The following is a 16,762-nucleotide window of genomic DNA, read 5'->3' as shown; positions in this document are numbered from 1 at the left end:
ATTAATTTCTGTGCCCCTTGATTGCGTTCAACATCTTGTTTTGACAAGATAAACTCATTACACTTAATTAGGGTTTTCTGACCGGTTCAAAAAATCCAAACAAAACTTGGATTTTCTGCACTTTTTGAGGGGAACGCAGTGTCGTCATTTTCGGCTTATCTGCCGGGTTTCTTTCTTACTCTCATTATCCTGCTTGGCTCGGGGTTAATTGTTTTTGCTTATCGTCATCGTTGGCGATCATTGCAACTAAAGCTCCATGATCTACAGATGAAATCGTCATTGGATCGTGCTGCTGTTTTGGCTGCGCCGCTTGGCTGTGTCACCTATTCTCATCATGATCATAAATCTCGTGCCAGTGTTGGTGTTGTCCGGGAATTTGGCCTTGATAAAGGAGAGATTGATTTTAATGCAATTTCGATTGCTTTTCAGCGAGGAACAGGTGAAGCAAACACCCTTACCGAGGCGTTCGAGAGTTTAAAGAGTGAAGGAAAACCTTTTACACTGACCTTGCGGGCAAAGGGGCGAAGCTATCGTATCCATGGGCAACGTATTGAAGCTGCGGGTGATAATCCACCAATAACAGATGTTGTTTGGTTTGCTGATGTCAGTGATTTGGAAAAGCAGGCGCGAACTGCGACAGAAGAATCTCGTCACGTTTCTTCATTGCTTGAAAATTTGCCGATCCCCGTCTGGATGCGCGATGAAAAACTAGCGCTTACCTATTGTAATCAGGCCTATGCAACTGCAGTAGAGGCCGAACAAAATGATATTCTTCAGCAAAATATAGAACTGGTTGATCGCTCAAAGGTTTCTCAGGCACATAATCTTGCCCGACAGGCCTTGGAGAGTGGTGAAAGCGCTAGCGAGAAACACCATGCGATTATTGCAGGGGAAAGGCGGCTTCTAGAATTCTGCGAAAGAAGATTGGACGATAAAACCCTTCTCGGATTTGCCGTTGATCAAACAGGTCTGGAAGAAGCAGAAAATAAACTGAACAGGCATATCGGGGGTCATGCCCAGGTTCTTGAGAATCTGGGAATCGCGATCTCCATTTTTGGTCCTGATGAGCGGTTGATTTTCTTTAATTCATCTTATGCAACGCTTTTTAAATTGAACGAAGATTTCTTGAAATCTGAACCTCATTTAAGCGAGGTGTTGGATACAATGCGCGAAAATCGTCGACTGCCGGAATACGCTAACTTTCCAGAGTTCAAGCAACAACGAATGCGGGATTATCGTACGATGATCGAGCCGGTTGAAGAGTTGTTGCACCTAACAGATGGAACAACGCTGCGTTCTGTTGCGACAGCACATCCCTTTGGTGGTGTGCTCGAAACCGTTGAGGACGTAACGGATCGGCTTGCGCTTGAAAGATCCTACAATACGCTAACAGCAGTACAACGCGAGACGCTGAACAAGTTGTATGAAGCTGTTGTCGTATACGGTGCTGATGGTCGTTTGAAACTGTTTAACCCTAATTTTGCTGAACTCTGGAAGCTTCCAGAAGATTTCCTCAATAGTGAGCCGCATGTTCGGGATGTCGTTCTACGAAGTCGTGATCTTTTTGAAGTTCGGGATGACGATTGGGATGATCAGCTTGAATTGATGGTCGCGCGTGTTTGTGAACCAGAAGCTCGATCCGGACGCAAATTCCGCTCAGATGGCGTTGTTCTTGACTGGGCACAGGTCATGTTGCCTGACGGGGCATCATTGTTGACGTTCCTTGATGTGACGGACTCATTTACCGTTGAACGTGCTTTACTTGAGAAAAACGAAGCATTGGAAACAGCAGATAAGCTGAAAACAGAGTTTATTGCCAATGTTTCTTATGAGTTGAGGACACCCCTTAATGCGATTGTTGGGTTTGCAGAAATTCTGGAAAATCAATTCTTTGGTGAGCTGAATAGCAGGCAAAGAGAATATAGTCAGGCGATTGTTGAATCATCCCAACGCTTGATGACCCTGATCAATGATATTCTTGATCTGGCAACAATTGAAGCAGGTTATCTGCATCTTGATCTGGCCGAGGTCAAAGTCGATCATATGCTTCAACATCTCTATACCATTGGGCATGAAAGAGCACGGCATCGGAATATTGAGGTTAATATTGTTTGTGATGACGACATTGGTTCTGTTCAAGTTGACGAGCGTCGACTTACGCAAGCGTTATATAATTTACTCTTGAATGCACTCAAATTCTCGCCTGAAGGGGCGAGGGTGAATATAACGGCAAGTCGCGATCATGAACTACGCATTGCGGTCAAAGACGAAGGTGTCGGGATCAGTAAGGAAGATCAGGAAAGAGTTTTTCACAAGTTTGAACGTGGTGAAGGGCGTGCAAAACAAGCCGGAGCGGGCCTTGGGCTTTCACTCGTAAAAAGTCTTGTCGAGCTGCATGGTGGTTGGGTTGAAATTGAATCAGAAATTGACGAAGGAACGATTGTAACTTGTCATATTCCATTGCTGGAAGATCTGGAAAAGCCTAGCGGCATTCGTCAAATTGTTGCCGATACAATTACTGAAAATGAAGAAGTTCGGGAAAGAGCGGAATCCCAAGAAAATATCGAAACAGGGGACGATGTTGAATCGCAGGATGAGGACAAGACCCGGTGACACATGAGAACGTGACACCAGAGAAGGCAACAGCAGAAAATTTGATTGGTGAAATAGTCTTTGCCGATGAAAATGAAACCCGGGAGTTTGCGCGAAAATTGGCGCCGTTTCTCCAAGAAGGCGATGTTCTGGCTTTGGACGGTGATCTCGGGGCTGGAAAGACAGCATTTTCTCGTGCCTTGATTAATGCTTTTCCAGCGATAGAGGGGGGGGAGCAGATAGAAGAAGTCCCCAGCCCAACATTTACCCTTGTTCAGATATATGACCGGGCTGAACAGCAGATTTGGCACTTTGATCTTTATCGACTAGAAGATCCGGAAGAAGCCTACGAGCTTGGTATTGAAGAGGCTTTTTCCGAAGGCATTTCACTGATTGAGTGGCCTGATCGGTTGGGTTTTTTAATGCCGCGCGGACATTTACAGGTAAAGCTGTCTTACGGACAGGGAGAAACCGCAAGAGCATTGAAGTTTTTAGGTGGGCCTAAGTGGCAAGAGAGATTAACTCCCTTATTTGCTTAAGTTTGGTATTTTCTTAAATCTGTTATTTTTTTAACTTGGCGTGCTCGCCGATAGATCTGGTTTATAGGCAGGATATAGTAACCGCAATGACGATAAAGACTGCGATGGTATTGGCGGCTGGTTTTGGTAAGCGGATGAGACCAATAACAGAGACAATCCCCAAACCTTTGGTGCCGATTCTTGGGGTACCGATGTTGGAAAGTATCATTGCGAAGCTTAGAACGGCGGGTATTCAGAAAATTGTGGTGAATGCCTTTTATTTGAAAGAACAGATTCAAGGTTTTGTCGATGCATATGATGATCCGATGATCATTCTTTCGGATGAAAGTGAAATTCTTGAGACAGGCGGCGGCGTTACGCAGGCCCTTCCACTTTTAGGGAATGATCCATTTGTTGTTGTGAACGGTGATGTTTGTTGGCTGGATGGTACCGAAGCGGCAATCGAACGTGTTGTCAAATCTTGGAATCCTGACGGGATGGATGCATTGCTTTTGGTTCATCCGAAATCCAAGGCCTATGGATATGAAGGGGCTGGCGACTTCTTTCTGGAAAATGATCAAAAATTAAGCCGCCGAGGTGATGCCACAGCTGCGCCTTATGTCTACGCAGGAATTCAAATTTTACATCCAAAGCTTTTCATCAATGCGCCTAAGGGAGCTTTTTCTCTAAACGAAATTTTTGACAAAGCTTTGGCATCTGACCGATTGTACGGGCTAGAGCATGACGGGGAATGGTTCCACGTGGGTACACCCGAAGGTCTTCGAGAAGTAGAAGGTCTTTTACAAAGCATGTTGCCAGTGGCATCCAAATCCTGCGGCGCCTAAATAATGACTTTTGAACTTCCCTTTCAGACAGAGCCTTTTGAGACGAGAGAAACAGTAACTGACGTTTATTCTATTGCGTCGAATGCTTCATTTGTTGATGCCTTGGCTAAGGGAATTTTAGTGCGTTGGGGTGGTGATCCCTTGGAGTTTTCCAAAGTGATGATCCTTTTGCCAACAAGACGGGCCTGCCGAAGCTTGCAACAGGCTTTCTTACGGGCGTCTGACGGTAAGGCCATGATGTTACCCCGTATGTTGCCCTTGGGTGATTTGGATCCTGATGAATTGTTGATGTCGGCATCTGATGTGGCTATTGGACAAGGTCAAGATCTTGACCTTCCGCCCGTACTCTCATCTTTAAGGCGTCAACTGCTGTTGAGCCAACTAGTATTGAAATGGTCCGCATCACAGGCCAAATCAAATGGCGGTGATATTATTCCCGAAGATCAGGCCGTACGTCTCGCTGGCGAACTGGGGCGCTTTTTGGATCAGGTGCAAACCGAAGGATTGAGCTTTACCGAACTGTCTGATCTTGTGCCGGAAGATTATGCGGTTCACTGGCAAATCACACTCGAGTTTCTGGAAATCTTAACAAAAATTTGGCCGACGGTTGAAGAGGCAACAGGCGGTATTGGTCCAGCAGAAAGACGGCGTCGCCTTTTAGAGGGACAGGCTGAATTTTGGCGTCAATGTCCCCCGGATCATCCGCTCATTGTCGCAGGATCAACAGGGTCGATCCCGGCGGCGGCGGATTTAATTGGCGTTGTTTCCAAATGTCCGCAAGGGGTGGTGATTCTACCGGGTGTCGATTTAACCGCAGACGATGATACTTGGCGTGAATTTTTAAAGGACAGCTCGCATCCCCAAAACGGATTGGCAAGGTTACTGAGACGCCTGGACATCCAAAGGTCAGACTTGAAATCTTGGCCTTATGGCACAGGCGAAACTGATTTAGGAATGTCTGAGCTAAAAGACAGAGCGCCGGAAACACGGGTTGATTTTGTGCATATGGCAATGCGTCCGGCACAGGCAACAACGCAGTGGCAAAAGTACATTGAGCAGTCAGATACTTCGATATTTCAGAAAGCTTTGGAAAAGGTGTTCCGGTTGGATTGTCCGGGATCGGGTGAAGAGGCCTTGGCCATTTCCCTTATTCTGAGATCAGTTTTGGAGACGCCAGAAAAAACGGCGGCTTTGATCACACCGGACAGAGATCTCGCACGCCGTGTTGCGGCAGAAATGGAACGTTGGTCTATTACAATAGATGATTCCGCAGGTGCACCGTTACCGGAAGCGGCCCCGGCAGTTTTCTTACGGTTGACCGCCGAAATGATGGTATCCGGTTTATCACCAATTTCTTTTCTGTCGGCAATGAAGCATCCTCTTTGCGCGGCGGGTATGCAAATAGGTGTTTTCAAACGGATTGTGCGACAACTTGAAATTACAGTGCTCCGTGGCGTGCGGCCTGCATCAGGTATTGAAGGGCTAATTACAGCTCTTGGTGACGATGCTGAGAAAGGTCAGGAAAGTAGGGAATTGTTAGAGCGTCTTCTCGCTGCGGGACAAACCTTTGATGATCATATTCGCGGTGGTACGCAATCCTTTCGCGCTTTGCTTGATTCGCATATCGAATTTGCAGAATTTTTGGCTTCTAGCGATGAACAAAGCGGGGCTGAGAGGCTTTGGGCAGGGGATGATGGTACTGCCGCGGCTGAGTTTGTTGCAGATCTGAGAGAAGCTGCTGGCGACGCCCCTGATGTATCTCCGCATCGCTATCCAGAGCTACTAGCGGCTCTTATGGTTGGTCGCGCTGTACGTGCACCTTTTGGCGCTCATCCAAGGCTGAGCATCCTTGGGGCAATTGAAGCCCGATTGCAGCACGCTGATGTAGTTATTCTTGGCGGTTTGAACGAGGGAAGTTGGCCTGCAGAGGCAAAACCCGGACCATGGATGAGCCGCCCTATGAGACGTGATTTCGGGTTGCCTCAACCAGAACAGCAAGTGGGATTATCAGCGCAAGATTTTGTTCAGGCTTTCTGTGCGCCAGAAGTATTCCTTACCCGATCGGAAAAGGTAGAGGGTGCACCAACGGTTCCTTCACGCTGGTTGCTCCGTATTGAAGCGTTGTTAGAAGGTAAGGGGCTTCGAGGCTTTTTGCAGAGAGACGCGAGGAAATGGCTCGGCTGGGTAGAGGCATTGGATTTACCAGAAAAACGTATCCAGATAAAAGCACCAGCACCGACCCCACCAGTTTCTGCGCGCCCAAGAAATCTGTCTGTGACTCGCATCGAAACGTGGATGCGTGATCCTTATGCGCTTTATGCCCAAAAAATATTAAAGCTTCGCAAACTTGATCCACTGGATGCTGATCCATCCGGAGCAGACAAGGGGAGCTTGATCCATGAAGCGCTCGAAAAATTTTTGAAAGAATATCCCGATACTTTGCCCGATGATGCAGAGCAACAGCTTTTAATGATTGGCGAAGCTGTTTTTACTGCGGTTAAAGATCGTCCCGGTATCTGGTCTTTCTGGTGGCCCCGGTTTCAGCGCATTGCCAAATGGTTTGTTGAACAAGAGGCTCTACGTCGGAAAGTGATTTCCAAGTCCCATGTTGAAGTGACTGGGAAGCTGGTGCTGAACGCGCCTGCTGGGGACTTTACTCTTACTGCCAAGGCGGATCGCATTGATGAACTGGCGACAGGTGGCTTGGCGATACTCGACTATAAAACGGGAACAGTTCCAAGTGCCAAAAATGTCCTGCAGGGGATTTCACCTCAATTACCGTTGGAAGCGGCCATCGCTATTGAAGGTGGTTTTGGCATTTTGTCTGATGAGGTGAAAGAGCTTCTTTATTGGCGATTAACCGGGGGTGACCCCGCGGGAGAAAACAAAAATGCACTGGGGCAACGCGGGGCAAAAGAAGGCGCCGGACAGATTGCAAAAATCGCAATCGAAGGGCTACAGGATCTGATCGCAGAATTTGATTATCAGGAAACTCCCTATGCAGCGCGCCCTCGGCCTAATCAAGCCTTGGTCTATAATGATTTTGAGCATCTGGCGCGGATTAAAGAATGGTCCACAGGTCGCGAGGGGGATCTATGACGCTGCGTATTGATGATATCCTCCGGCAAGCTACCAACGAACAAAGACAGGCCGCGGACCCAACTGCATCTGTTTGGGTTGGGGCCTCTGCAGGGGCGGGTAAGACAAAGGTTCTGACGGATCGCATTCTTAATCTGCTGTTGAGTGGATCAGAGCCGGGGAAAATTCTAGCGTTGACCTTCACCAAAGCAGCTGCGGCAGAAATGGCGAACCGTCTGTCTGACAAACTGGCTGGCTGGTCCACAATTCCTGAAGATGATTTGATAAAAGAGCTTGAAAAGCTGTTCGGTCGCGAGGCCTCTCTGGATGAATTACAGACCGCACGGCGATTGTTTGCCCGTGTTTTGGATACGCCAGGGGGTATGAAGATCCAGACAATTCATGCCTTTTGTCAGTCATTGCTCGGACGGTTCCCTCTGGAAGCGGGGGTTGCGCCGAACTTTCAGATTCTTGATGATCGTTCTGCGGAAGAACTTCTTTTCAGATCCCGTGAAGATGTTCTCTCTGGGCGCGGAGGATTGAACGAACAAGCTGTTACTGACGCACTGGAATGTATTACAGCCTACACGCAGGAACAGTCCTTTGGGTCGTTGGTGCAGGAAATCATCCGGGAACGCGGTCGGATTTCGGATCTTCTTGCTGAATATGGCGATCAGCAGGGGCTGAATAGGGTGATCTATGAAACCCTTGGCGTTGATTCGAACAGTAGTACGACTGATCTCTTGAATGCAGCCTGTGATGATGGTGCTTTTAATACGATGCAGCTTTCTCATGCTGCTGATGCTCTTTTGCAGGGCGCAAAGTCGGATCAGGAACGTGGTCATCTGCTCAAAGACTGGCTAGAGAGCCAGTCTGAAACACGGTGCGAAAAGTATAGTGATTATCGGGGAATTTTTTTCACGCAGGCCGGTGAAATAAGAAGTCGTTTGGCAACAAAGGGTGCTTTATCTGCATTACCGCAGCTACCGGACATATTGATTGCTGAAGCAGAGCGTCTTATTCGCTTGAACGAAAAGCTCAATGCCATTGGTGTTGCAAAAGCAACGTCCTCTTTACTTGATCTGGGTATTGCGATTTTATCGCGGTATGAGCGCTATAAAGAAATCCGTGCCTTTCTGGACTATGATGATCTAATTCTAAAAACCCGTGATCTTTTAAAGGGGGAACGGGCGGTTGCCTGGGTTCTCTTTAAGCTGGATGGCGGTATTGATCATGTCCTGATCGATGAGGCACAGGATACCAACCCGGAACAATGGGAAGTCGTTGCAGCACTTTGTAACGAGTTCTTTGACGGAGAGGGCGCGAGAGAAGACATCAGAACGATCTTCGCCGTTGGGGATGTGAAACAGTCTATCTACTCTTTCCAACGGGCTGATCCCGCCAAGTTTGAGCAAATGCGCGCGCACTTTGAGAAGCGCGTAGAGATCGCGCAACAAAAATGGCAACGTATCAGTCTGGATGTATCCTTTCGTTCAACACCTTCGGTGTTGGCAACCGTTGATCAGGTTTTTTCTTATCCCTCGTCGGCTGATGGTGTTTCCTTTCATAACGATCTTCTAAGGCATCAGCCCGTAAGATTGGGGCAAGCTGGTCGGGTCGAGCTTTGGCCGTTGATGGTCAGTGAAGGTGCTCCCGAAGATACGCCGTGGACTCTGCCGTTGGCTCAAGAAGCGGAAATGGAATCCAGGGCACGTCTTGCAAGTGTATTGGCTCGACGCATTCATTACTGGACTCTTGCCGAGGCTGGGATTGATGACCCCGTATGTCAGTTACCATCGCAGGGTCGGCGTATTGATCCCGGTGATATTCTGGTTCTTGTTCGCCGTCGGAATGCTTTTGTTGAAGAATTGGTGCGTGAACTCAAAACCTTGGCTGTTCCTGTTTCCGGTGTGGATCGAATGGTCCTGACGGATCAGATGGCGGTCATGGATCTTGTTGCCTTAGGTCGGTTTTTGTTGTTACCGGAAGATGATTTGACGCTGGCGACAGTTTTGAAGGGACCGTTACTTGGGCTGGACGAAGATCAACTTTTCAATCTGGCCTATAACCGCAAAGGAAGCCTGTGGTCCAGATTAAGGGATAGAGCCAAATCCAATGATACCCTTGCTCGTGCAGCAGGCTATTTGAACGGTTTGCTAGCACGAGCAGACTATACGCCGCCTTTTGAGCTTTTCTCTCACATTCTTGGTTCGCTGGACGGGCGAAAAATGCTTTTGTCCAGATTGGGACCTGATGCAAGAGATCCTATAGAAGAGTTCCTGTCTCTCGCGCTTGCTTATGAACGGGAAGAAACGCCATCACTAGAAGGTTTTCTACATTGGCTGGAGGTTGGTGACCAGGAGATCAAGCGTGACCTTGAGCAAGGTGGCGGTGCCGTGCGTATTATGACTGTGCACGGATCCAAAGGTCTTCAGGCACCCGTTGTTATTCTGCCGGATACAACACAAATACCCCAAGCGGATCGGGGGGTAGTTTGGCTAAAAGAACAGGGTAATCTACCAGTATGGTCACCGCGAACGGCCATGAATACAGAAATCATTTCTTCCGCGCGCGATCAGTTACGCAAGGATGCCTTGCGAGAATACCGACGTCTTTTATATGTGGCTTTAACCCGTGCCGAAGATCGCTTGATTATCTGTGGCTGGTCCGGTGCGCGTGAACCATCTGATGATAGCTGGTACGCTCTAGCACAAGCGGCTCTCAACGAGTATGGCAAAGAAGTTGAATTTGCCTTTCCCGAAGATCCGACAGGCTCTTGGCAAGCAATGGGGCGTGTTCAGGAAAATGCGCAGGAAGTGGAGACCCAAGTCGATAAAGAAGAAGCTGTTATTGATCACTTTGATGGTCATTTGCCAACATGGGCTTTTGTAGATCCGGATCAGGAACCGGTTCCTCCGCGCCCACTTGCGCCATCGCGGGCAAAGGATGATGAACCACCTGTGCGCTCACCTCTGGGACAGGACGACGGCGCACGGTTTAAACGGGGACGGATTATTCACCGTCTCTTACAGACGCTCCCGGATCTACCTCAAGAAAAATGGGTATCATCAGCTCGCCGTTTCCTGGAATCGCCGTTACACGAATTAGATTCTGATCAAATCAAGATACTGTTGGATGAAACTATATCGGTTCTTAATCATCCAAATTACCAAGATATTTTTGGTGAAGGTAGCCGTGCGGAAGTCCCCGTTGTGGGATTGGTTCATCGTGATGGGGATGTCGAAGTAATTTCCGGGCAGGTGGATCGATTAATCATAACAGATAATAAAGTAAAAATTATCGACTATAAAACCAATCGACCGCCCCCTAAAAATGTCGAAAAAGTGCATCGTTCTTATCTACGTCAAATGGCCGCGTATCGTACGGTTCTGAGGCAAATTTACCCGAATTATCAAATAGAAGCGCACCTTTTGTGGACCGATGAAGCCCGGTTAATGCACTTACCGGATAACATTCTTGTACAATATGAACCTTGACGTCGGGGGACCTGCATCCCTACATTCATGCTGACGATGTGATGAAAAAGACGAAGTGTGTTTATTTCATCGCACACAAACAAATGGCAAGAGGTATACTATGTCAACGATCGCAGTCAGCGATGATTCTTTTGAAGCCGACGTTCTTAAAGCGGATGTCCCTGTTCTTGTGGATTTTTGGGCAGAATGGTGTGGTCCTTGTAAAATGATTGCACCGGCACTGGATGAAATTGCTACAGAAATGGGCGGTTCTCTTACTATTGCCAAGCTTAACATTGATGAAAATTCAATGACTCCACAGCAGTACGGTGTTCGTGGCATTCCGACATTGCTTATCTTCAAGAGTGGTGAAGTTGTTGCTCAGAAAGTGGGCGCGATTGCTAAAGGCCAGCTAAAAGAGTGGATTACATCTTCTCTTGCATAAGACAGAACAGCATTTTTAACGCTCTGTCTCGAGATAAAAGCCCTGCATTTGCGGGGCTTTTTTGTGAAAAATTCCTGCGGGAAATTTTATGGACGCAAATAGGCTCGCAACTGGTGCGTTAGGTTTGTTTTTTTGTTCCAATACGGCGCAAGCTTGATAAAGGTTTAATGGTGCACTTTATCGGTGCAGAGAATCCCCCCGGCACCCCAGTTTTCTTTATGGACATCGTCAATAACGACATACACTGCTTCAGTGTTGCAGCCTGTGATTCGGGCCGTTTCTTCGGTCAGTGTTTTGACCAGAGCACGTTTTTGCTCAAGTGAACGACCTTGAAACATTTCCACACGTATGATTGGCATGGTTTCGTCCTCTTTCTGAGTAGAATCAGGATAGAGGGTTTTAACCAAAAAAGCTAGACAGAGTCTTTGGATAAAGAGTCGTGATAGCCAAAAATTAGATTAATGACTTTCTGCGAGAATATGCCCTGCGAGATAGAGGGAACCACATATCAGTATACGTCCAGGTTCTTCCTGGGCCAGAATCTCCTCAACAGCGTGTTGTGCGGAAGCGCTTGGCTTGGCTTCAAATCCGGCTTCGACAGCATGGGCAGCAGCATCCTCGGCACTAAGTGACGCAGCTTCAAAGGGGATTTCAATAGCTCTTAGGCTTGATCCTAGTGGTGCCAGAGGACGTAAGTAATCTGTGGCAGCCTTGGTATTGAGCATACCATAGATAATGTGGACTGGTTTGTCCTGCCACGTTTTGAGAATTGTTGCCAAAGCAAGTCCGGCAGATTCGTTGTGACCACCATCAAGCCAAAGTTCACAGTTATTGGGCAGGAGATCGGGTAATAAGCCTGTGGTCAACTTCTGCATACGGCCGGGCCAATAGGCCTGGGTCAAACCTTCTTTGATCTTGTCTGCCTTGAGATCAAAAGAATTTGCCAGAATATCGGTGGCAGCGACCGACAAAGCGGCGTTTTCTACTTGATGTTCGCCCAGAAGATTTGGGTTCGGATAGCGTGTTTCCCCGTTTCGGCCGTTAAAGAGGAAACTATTGGTATCAGGTGTTACTGTCCAGTCTTCACCCTCGATATAGAGTTCAGCACCAATCTCTGCGGCACGGGCTTTTATGACGTCGAGGGCAGCTTTAGGTTGTTTGCCAACGACACAAGGAACTCCGGATTTGAGGATACCTGCTTTTTCTGCGGCAATTTCCTCAATCGTGTCACCCAAGAATTGTGTGTGATCTACAGAAATAGGTGTGATGGCTGTCAGGGTTGGCTGTGCGACCATGTTGGTGGCATCCAGACGGCCACCCAAGCCTGTTTCAAGCAAGAGAGCATCCGCCTTGTGACGACTATAGGCAAGAAATGCTGCAACGGTTGTAACTTCAAAAAAGGTGATGGAATCCGGACCATTGATCTTTTCGCACTCTTCAAGCAATGCGACCAGTTCATCTTCGGAAATCAATTCCCCGGCCAACCTGATACGTTCGTGGAATTTTACCAGATGCGGTGATGTGTAGAGATGAACATCTTGATCGTGTGCTTCCAAAATTGCCCTGAGATAGGCAAGGAAAGATCCTTTGCCATTGGTGCCGGCAACATGGATAACCGGAGGCAATTTTTCTTCCGGGTGATCAAGTAACCTCAGCAAACGCTCTACGCGGCTGAGAGACAGGTCAATAATCTTTGGATGTAAGAGGCTAAGGCGCTCTAGGACGATATCACTCCGGCGCATGGTCATATCTCTACCTGATAGAAGTTTCTGGCTTGGTGTTTTAACCTCTAATGTTTAACTCCAGAGGGCTAGCATTAGGGGGGGGACCCGGCTTATTCAGCCGGGTCGCTCTGTTCCGTGGTTTCTTCTTTTGGTTCTTCAGCGCTTTTAAGCGGCAAAATTTCAGCTGAAGGACCTTTTTGAGTCAACAGGTTAAAAATTCTGATAAGAGTATCACGCATTTCGTGGCGATGAACCACCATGTCCACCATGCCGTGTTCCAATAGATACTCGGCAGTCTGGAAGCCTTCCGGTAGTTTTTCGCGGATGGTTTCTTCGATCACACGTTTCCCGGCAAAACCGATATTCGCCTGGGGTTCGGCAATGGCGATATCGCCAAGCATTGCAAAAGAAGCTGAAACACCACCAGTGGTAGGATCTGTCAATAGAACGACATAGGGAAGTCCGGCATCCTTAACCATGTCAACTGCGATGATCGAACGTGGCATTTGCATCAGAGAGAGAATGCCTTCTTGCATACGAGCACCACCAGAAGCTGGAATAACCAGCAAGGGTGCTTCCTGAAGCACAGCAAGTTTTGCTGCTGTCAGTAATCCTTCACCGACGGCTGTTCCCATAGAACCGCCCATGTACGAGAAGTTAAAGACGGCTACGACCGTTTGCATGCCACCCATTGTTCCACGGGCAACAAGAATGGCTTCTTTGTCTTCATTCTTGGCATTCGCATCTTTGATGCGGTCAGTGTATCTTTTCAGATCTTTGAATTTTAGCGGATCAGTAAGGGTCTTTGGCAACTCAACGAGTGTGTAGTCGCCGTCGTCAAAAAGAGTCTCAAGGCGTTTTCTCGCCGAGATCCGCATGTGATGCCCGCTATAGGGACAAACCCAAAGATTCTTTTCCAATTCCTTTTTGAAAATCATCTGACCTGTGGCAGGTGATTTTACCCATAGATCATCTGGTGTGTCTTTCTGTACCAGCGCACGGATCTTCGGGCGGACGTAGTTGGAAATCCAGTTCATGCTTTCTGCCTTACTTGTTTCAATTAAGTACGGGATCCACGTACACCATCAGCGAGTGTACGTACGTATTCCAGTACTGCTTGGCTGAGACCAGGTTTTGCCTGATTATCATCATCCAAGTTTTCTTTCAGTGTATCAATAATTGCAGAGCCGACCACAGCAGCATCTGCGACCGTTGCGACATTGGCTGCTTGTTCGGGGGTCCGAATACCAAAACCAACGGCAACAGGTAAATCTGTTTCAGCTTTCAGGCGCGCAACTGCGTCATGTATTGCACTATCAGACGCGGCGGCAGTACCCGTAATGCCAAGAATGGATACGTAATATACAAAACCACTCGTGTTGTTAAGTACTTTCGGTAGTCTGTCACCAACTGTAGTTGGTGTTGTCAGGCGGATGAAATGCAAACCCTGTTCCAAAGTCGGAATACAGAATTCTTCATCATGTTCTGGTGGCAGGTCAACAATGATGAAGCCATCGACGCCCGCTTCTTTGGCATCGACCAAGAATTTATCCACGCCATAGATGTAGATTGGGTTGTAATAGCCCATCAGGATAATTGGTGTGTCCTGATTATCTTGTCTAAAGGCGCGCACGAGGTCGAGTGTTTTGCTCAGGGTCATACCATTGCGCAAGGCGCGCAGGCTGGATGCCTGAATGGCGGGGCCATCAGCCATCGGATCGGAAAATGGCATACCGAGTTCGATGACGTCTGCACCGGCTTCGGGTAAACCCTTTACTATCTCGAGGCTGGTTTCGAAATCGGGGTCACCTGCAGTTACAAAAGTAACAAGGCCGCCTCTACCTTCTTCTTTCAGGTCCGCAAAGCGCTTTTCAAGTCTGGTTTGACTCATGATATCTTCCCCCTAGATCTCTACGCCGAGTGCTTCGGCAACTGTAAAGATATCTTTGTCACCTCGACCACAAAGGTTCATGAGGATGATTTTGTCTTTATCCATTTCCGGTGCGATCTTGGTTACATGCGCCAGTGCATGTGCAGGCTCAAGTGCCGGAATAATACCTTCGACTTTTGATAGCATCTGGAAAGCTTCCAGTGCTTCGCTATCCGATGCTGATGCGTAATTCACGCGACCAATGTCGTGTAGCCATGAATGTTCAGGGCCAATGCCAGGGTAATCAAGACCTGCGGAAATGGAATGAGCGTCTTGTATCTGTCCATCATCGTCTTGTAACAAGAAGGTACGATTTCCATGAAGAACACCGGGTTTACCACCTGTTAGCGACGCAGCATGTTTATCGGTTTTTACGCCGAAGCCAGCAGCTTCAACACCTGTGATCGCGACGTCCTTGTCATCTAGGAAAGGGTGGAACAGGCCGATGGCGTTCGAACCACCGCCAATACAGGCGACGAGTTGGTCTGGTAAACGACCTTCTGCTTCGTACATCTGCTCTTTTGCTTCGCGCCCAATAATGGACTGGAAGTCACGGACCATTACCGGATAGGGGTGAGGGCCAGCCGCAGTACCAATAATATAGAATGTCTCTTCGACATTGGTCACCCAATCACGCAGCGCATCGTTCATGGCATCTTTCAGGGTGCCTGTACCGCTTTCAACGCTGATAACCTCGGCACCAAGCAACTTCATGCGGAAAACGTTTGGTGCCTGTCGTGCGATATCAGTTGCGCCCATGTAAACAACACAGGGTAGATTAAACAGGGCACAGAAAGTTGCTGTTGCGACGCCATGTTGTCCAGCGCCAGTTTCCGCAATAATGCGTTTTTTACCCATGCGTCTGGCGAGAAGAATTTGTCCGAGGACATTGTTGGCTTTATGAGAACCAGTGTGGTTCAACTCATCACGCTTGAAGTAAATTTTTGCGCCGCCAAGTTCACGGGTCAGGCGTTCTGCAAAATAAAGTGGACTTGGACGGCCAACATAATGCTTGGCGTAATAGTCATAATCTTTTTGAAATGAAGGATCAGCCTTGGCTGCATTGTAGGCTTTTTCGACTTCGAGAATAAGAGGCATCAACGTTTCAGCAACATAACGTCCGCCAAAAATACCAAAATGCCCGCGCTCGTCAGGGCCGTTCATATAAGAATTAGGTGTTGTCATATCTACTCTGCAACCTTATCGGATCTTTATGATCTATGCTGGGCGGACTTTGCCTGAAAAGCCACCATCCTGCAAGGGATGCGATGCTCAGATCTTTAATATCTTGAAAAGAAAAGGTGCACCATAGCTGGACCACAATCCAGCAAGTACGCCAACTATGAAGGTGATAATTAAAATAAGCTCTATTTCTTTGCCCGGAGCTGTTTCCAATAGCAGAGCTATGGGCGGTAGGCCAAGCAATGGTCGTAAGGCTAACTTAAGTTTCTTTTCAGGCTTAGGTGGATAGTTTCCATCTAAAAGAGCAAGCCCAAGAAGCCAACCGAACAAAAGGCCAGGAACAATGATGATATTGTCAGCTTTGACAGGACGAAGAGGATGTCCTGCGTTTTCAACCCAGATCTGAGGAACGATCTGCTGACCAGCATGGAAGGCAGCCCACAGCCCAAATGCCATCAGAACAGCACAAAGGGCAAAAGAACCAGAAACCCTGACAATAAAGCGACTTCTTTGCCACCACTGGGTTGCTGGTTTTTCCAGTAAAAATATGGAAATGAGCAACAAAACGCCAATTGTCCAACCGGTGAGGACTTGTTCCAAACTGTGAACATTGCCGACAATCCTTGTCCAACCCGTAAGGATGACGATAGCAGCGGCAAGAAAATAAGCCCCACGCCGCCGCGAAGATTTGGCGAGAATGCCATAAAAAAGTGGCGGTGTTTGCGCGTGTCCAGAGGGCATGCCGTACGAAGTGCTTTTCTCAATGGCAACAAGGTCCGGATTTAACCAATAGGGGCGTGCTTGGGCAAAGGCCATTTTAAGCGTTTGTTGAACCGAACTTGAAAGACAGAGCGCAAACCACAAGCGTGTGCCTAATCTGGGGCAGATAAGCCAGTAGATGCAAACTGTCGCCACAATAAAAAGCTGTATCTCGCCAAAGTGAGTGAGGAAAGCGACGACAGAATCTGGCAT

General features: G+C 47.9%; 12 protein-coding genes. 6 read left to right on the top strand and 6 right to left on the bottom strand.

Translation table 11 applies throughout. The features are described 5' to 3' along the window. Positions 1-138: 138 nt before the first annotated feature. The 6 genes from WH96_RS03735 to trxA all read left to right on the top strand — a co-directional run bounded on the left by WH96_RS03735 (position 139) and on the right by trxA (position 10,954). Complete coding sequence (locus tag WH96_RS03735) at positions 139-2,613, top strand: PAS domain-containing sensor histidine kinase (RefSeq protein ID WP_053005639.1); 2,475 nt, start codon at positions 139-141, stop codon at positions 2,611-2,613. Further along, positions 2,610-3,131, top strand: a complete 522-nt coding sequence (gene tsaE / locus WH96_RS03730) for a tRNA (adenosine(37)-N6)-threonylcarbamoyltransferase complex ATPase subunit type 1 TsaE (RefSeq protein ID WP_342667205.1) — start codon at positions 2,610-2,612, stop codon at positions 3,129-3,131. Before WH96_RS03735 ends, tsaE begins: the two co-directional genes overlap by 4 nt. 86 nt (positions 3,132-3,217) lie before the next feature. Further along, a complete protein-coding gene (locus tag WH96_RS03725) occupies positions 3,218-3,955 on the top strand; it encodes a nucleotidyltransferase family protein (protein WP_047762710.1) in 738 nt (245 codons plus the stop codon). Positions 3,956-3,958: 3 nt separating this feature from the next. Further along, a complete protein-coding gene (addB, locus tag WH96_RS03720; RefSeq protein WP_047762709.1) occupies positions 3,959-7,054 on the top strand; it encodes a double-strand break repair protein AddB in 3,096 nt (1,031 codons plus the stop codon). Continuing rightward, a complete protein-coding gene (gene addA, locus WH96_RS03715; RefSeq protein WP_047762708.1) occupies positions 7,051-10,530 on the top strand; it encodes a double-strand break repair helicase AddA in 3,480 nt (1,159 codons plus the stop codon). The genes addB and addA overlap by 4 nt, the downstream gene beginning before the upstream one ends. Before the next feature lie 100 nt (positions 10,531-10,630). Continuing rightward, positions 10,631-10,954, top strand: a complete 324-nt coding sequence (trxA, locus tag WH96_RS03710; RefSeq protein ID WP_047762707.1) for a thioredoxin TrxA — start codon at positions 10,631-10,633, stop codon at positions 10,952-10,954. Positions 10,955-11,118: 164 nt separating this feature from the next. Here the strand turns inward: trxA and WH96_RS03705 are convergent, their stop codons facing one another. The 6 genes from WH96_RS03705 to WH96_RS03680 all read right to left on the bottom strand — a co-directional run bounded on the left by WH96_RS03705 (position 11,119) and on the right by WH96_RS03680 (position 16,762). Then, positions 11,119-11,361, bottom strand: a complete 243-nt coding sequence (locus WH96_RS03705; protein WP_281175825.1) for a 2-hydroxymuconate tautomerase — start codon at positions 11,359-11,361, stop codon at positions 11,119-11,121. Between the two features lie 51 nt (positions 11,362-11,412). After that, on the bottom strand, positions 11,413-12,702 hold the full coding sequence (locus WH96_RS03700) for a bifunctional folylpolyglutamate synthase/dihydrofolate synthase (protein WP_047762705.1): 1,290 nt from the start codon (positions 12,700-12,702) through the stop codon (positions 11,413-11,415). An 86-nt stretch (positions 12,703-12,788) separates the two neighbouring features. Continuing rightward, the gene (gene accD / locus WH96_RS03695) at positions 12,789-13,715 is read right to left on the bottom strand and encodes an acetyl-CoA carboxylase, carboxyltransferase subunit beta (protein WP_047762704.1); all 927 of its coding nucleotides are present in this window, start codon (positions 13,713-13,715) and stop codon (positions 12,789-12,791) included. Between the two features lie 23 nt (positions 13,716-13,738). Further along, on the bottom strand, positions 13,739-14,569 hold the full coding sequence (trpA, locus tag WH96_RS03690) for a tryptophan synthase subunit alpha (protein WP_047762703.1): 831 nt from the start codon (positions 14,567-14,569) through the stop codon (positions 13,739-13,741). A 12-nt stretch (positions 14,570-14,581) separates the two neighbouring features. Then, entirely contained in the window at positions 14,582-15,793 is a 1,212-nt protein-coding gene (gene trpB / locus WH96_RS03685) for a tryptophan synthase subunit beta (protein WP_047762702.1), read from the bottom strand. 87 nt (positions 15,794-15,880) lie between these two features. After that, a complete protein-coding gene (locus WH96_RS03680; protein WP_047762701.1) occupies positions 15,881-16,762 on the bottom strand; it encodes a phosphatase PAP2 family protein in 882 nt (293 codons plus the stop codon).

Origin of the sequence: Kiloniella spongiae, from assembly GCF_001026905.1 — a bacterium.
Lineage (GTDB): Bacteria > Pseudomonadota > Alphaproteobacteria > Kiloniellales > Kiloniellaceae > Kiloniella > Kiloniella spongiae.
This window is presented reverse-complemented; position numbering and strand designations above follow the sequence as displayed.

Coding starts and splice junctions, on each gene's coding strand:
- trpB (WP_047762702.1), bottom strand. CDS start 15,793: ATGACAACACCTAATTCTTATATGAACGGCCCTGACGAGCGCGGGCAT.
- WH96_RS03725 (WP_047762710.1), top strand. CDS start 3,218: ATGACGATAAAGACTGCGATGGTATTGGCGGCTGGTTTTGGTAAGCGG.
- accD (WP_047762704.1), bottom strand. CDS start 13,715: ATGAACTGGATTTCCAACTACGTCCGCCCGAAGATCCGTGCGCTGGTA.
- addA (WP_047762708.1), top strand. CDS start 7,051: ATGACGCTGCGTATTGATGATATCCTCCGGCAAGCTACCAACGAACAA.
- WH96_RS03700 (WP_047762705.1), bottom strand. CDS start 12,702: ATGACCATGCGCCGGAGTGATATCGTCCTAGAGCGCCTTAGCCTCTTA.
- trxA (WP_047762707.1), top strand. CDS start 10,631: ATGTCAACGATCGCAGTCAGCGATGATTCTTTTGAAGCCGACGTTCTT.
- WH96_RS03680 (WP_047762701.1), bottom strand. CDS start 16,762: ATGCCAGATTCTGTCGTCGCTTTCCTCACTCACTTTGGCGAGATACAG.
- trpA (WP_047762703.1), bottom strand. CDS start 14,569: ATGAGTCAAACCAGACTTGAAAAGCGCTTTGCGGACCTGAAAGAAGAA.
- addB (WP_047762709.1), top strand. CDS start 3,959: ATGACTTTTGAACTTCCCTTTCAGACAGAGCCTTTTGAGACGAGAGAA.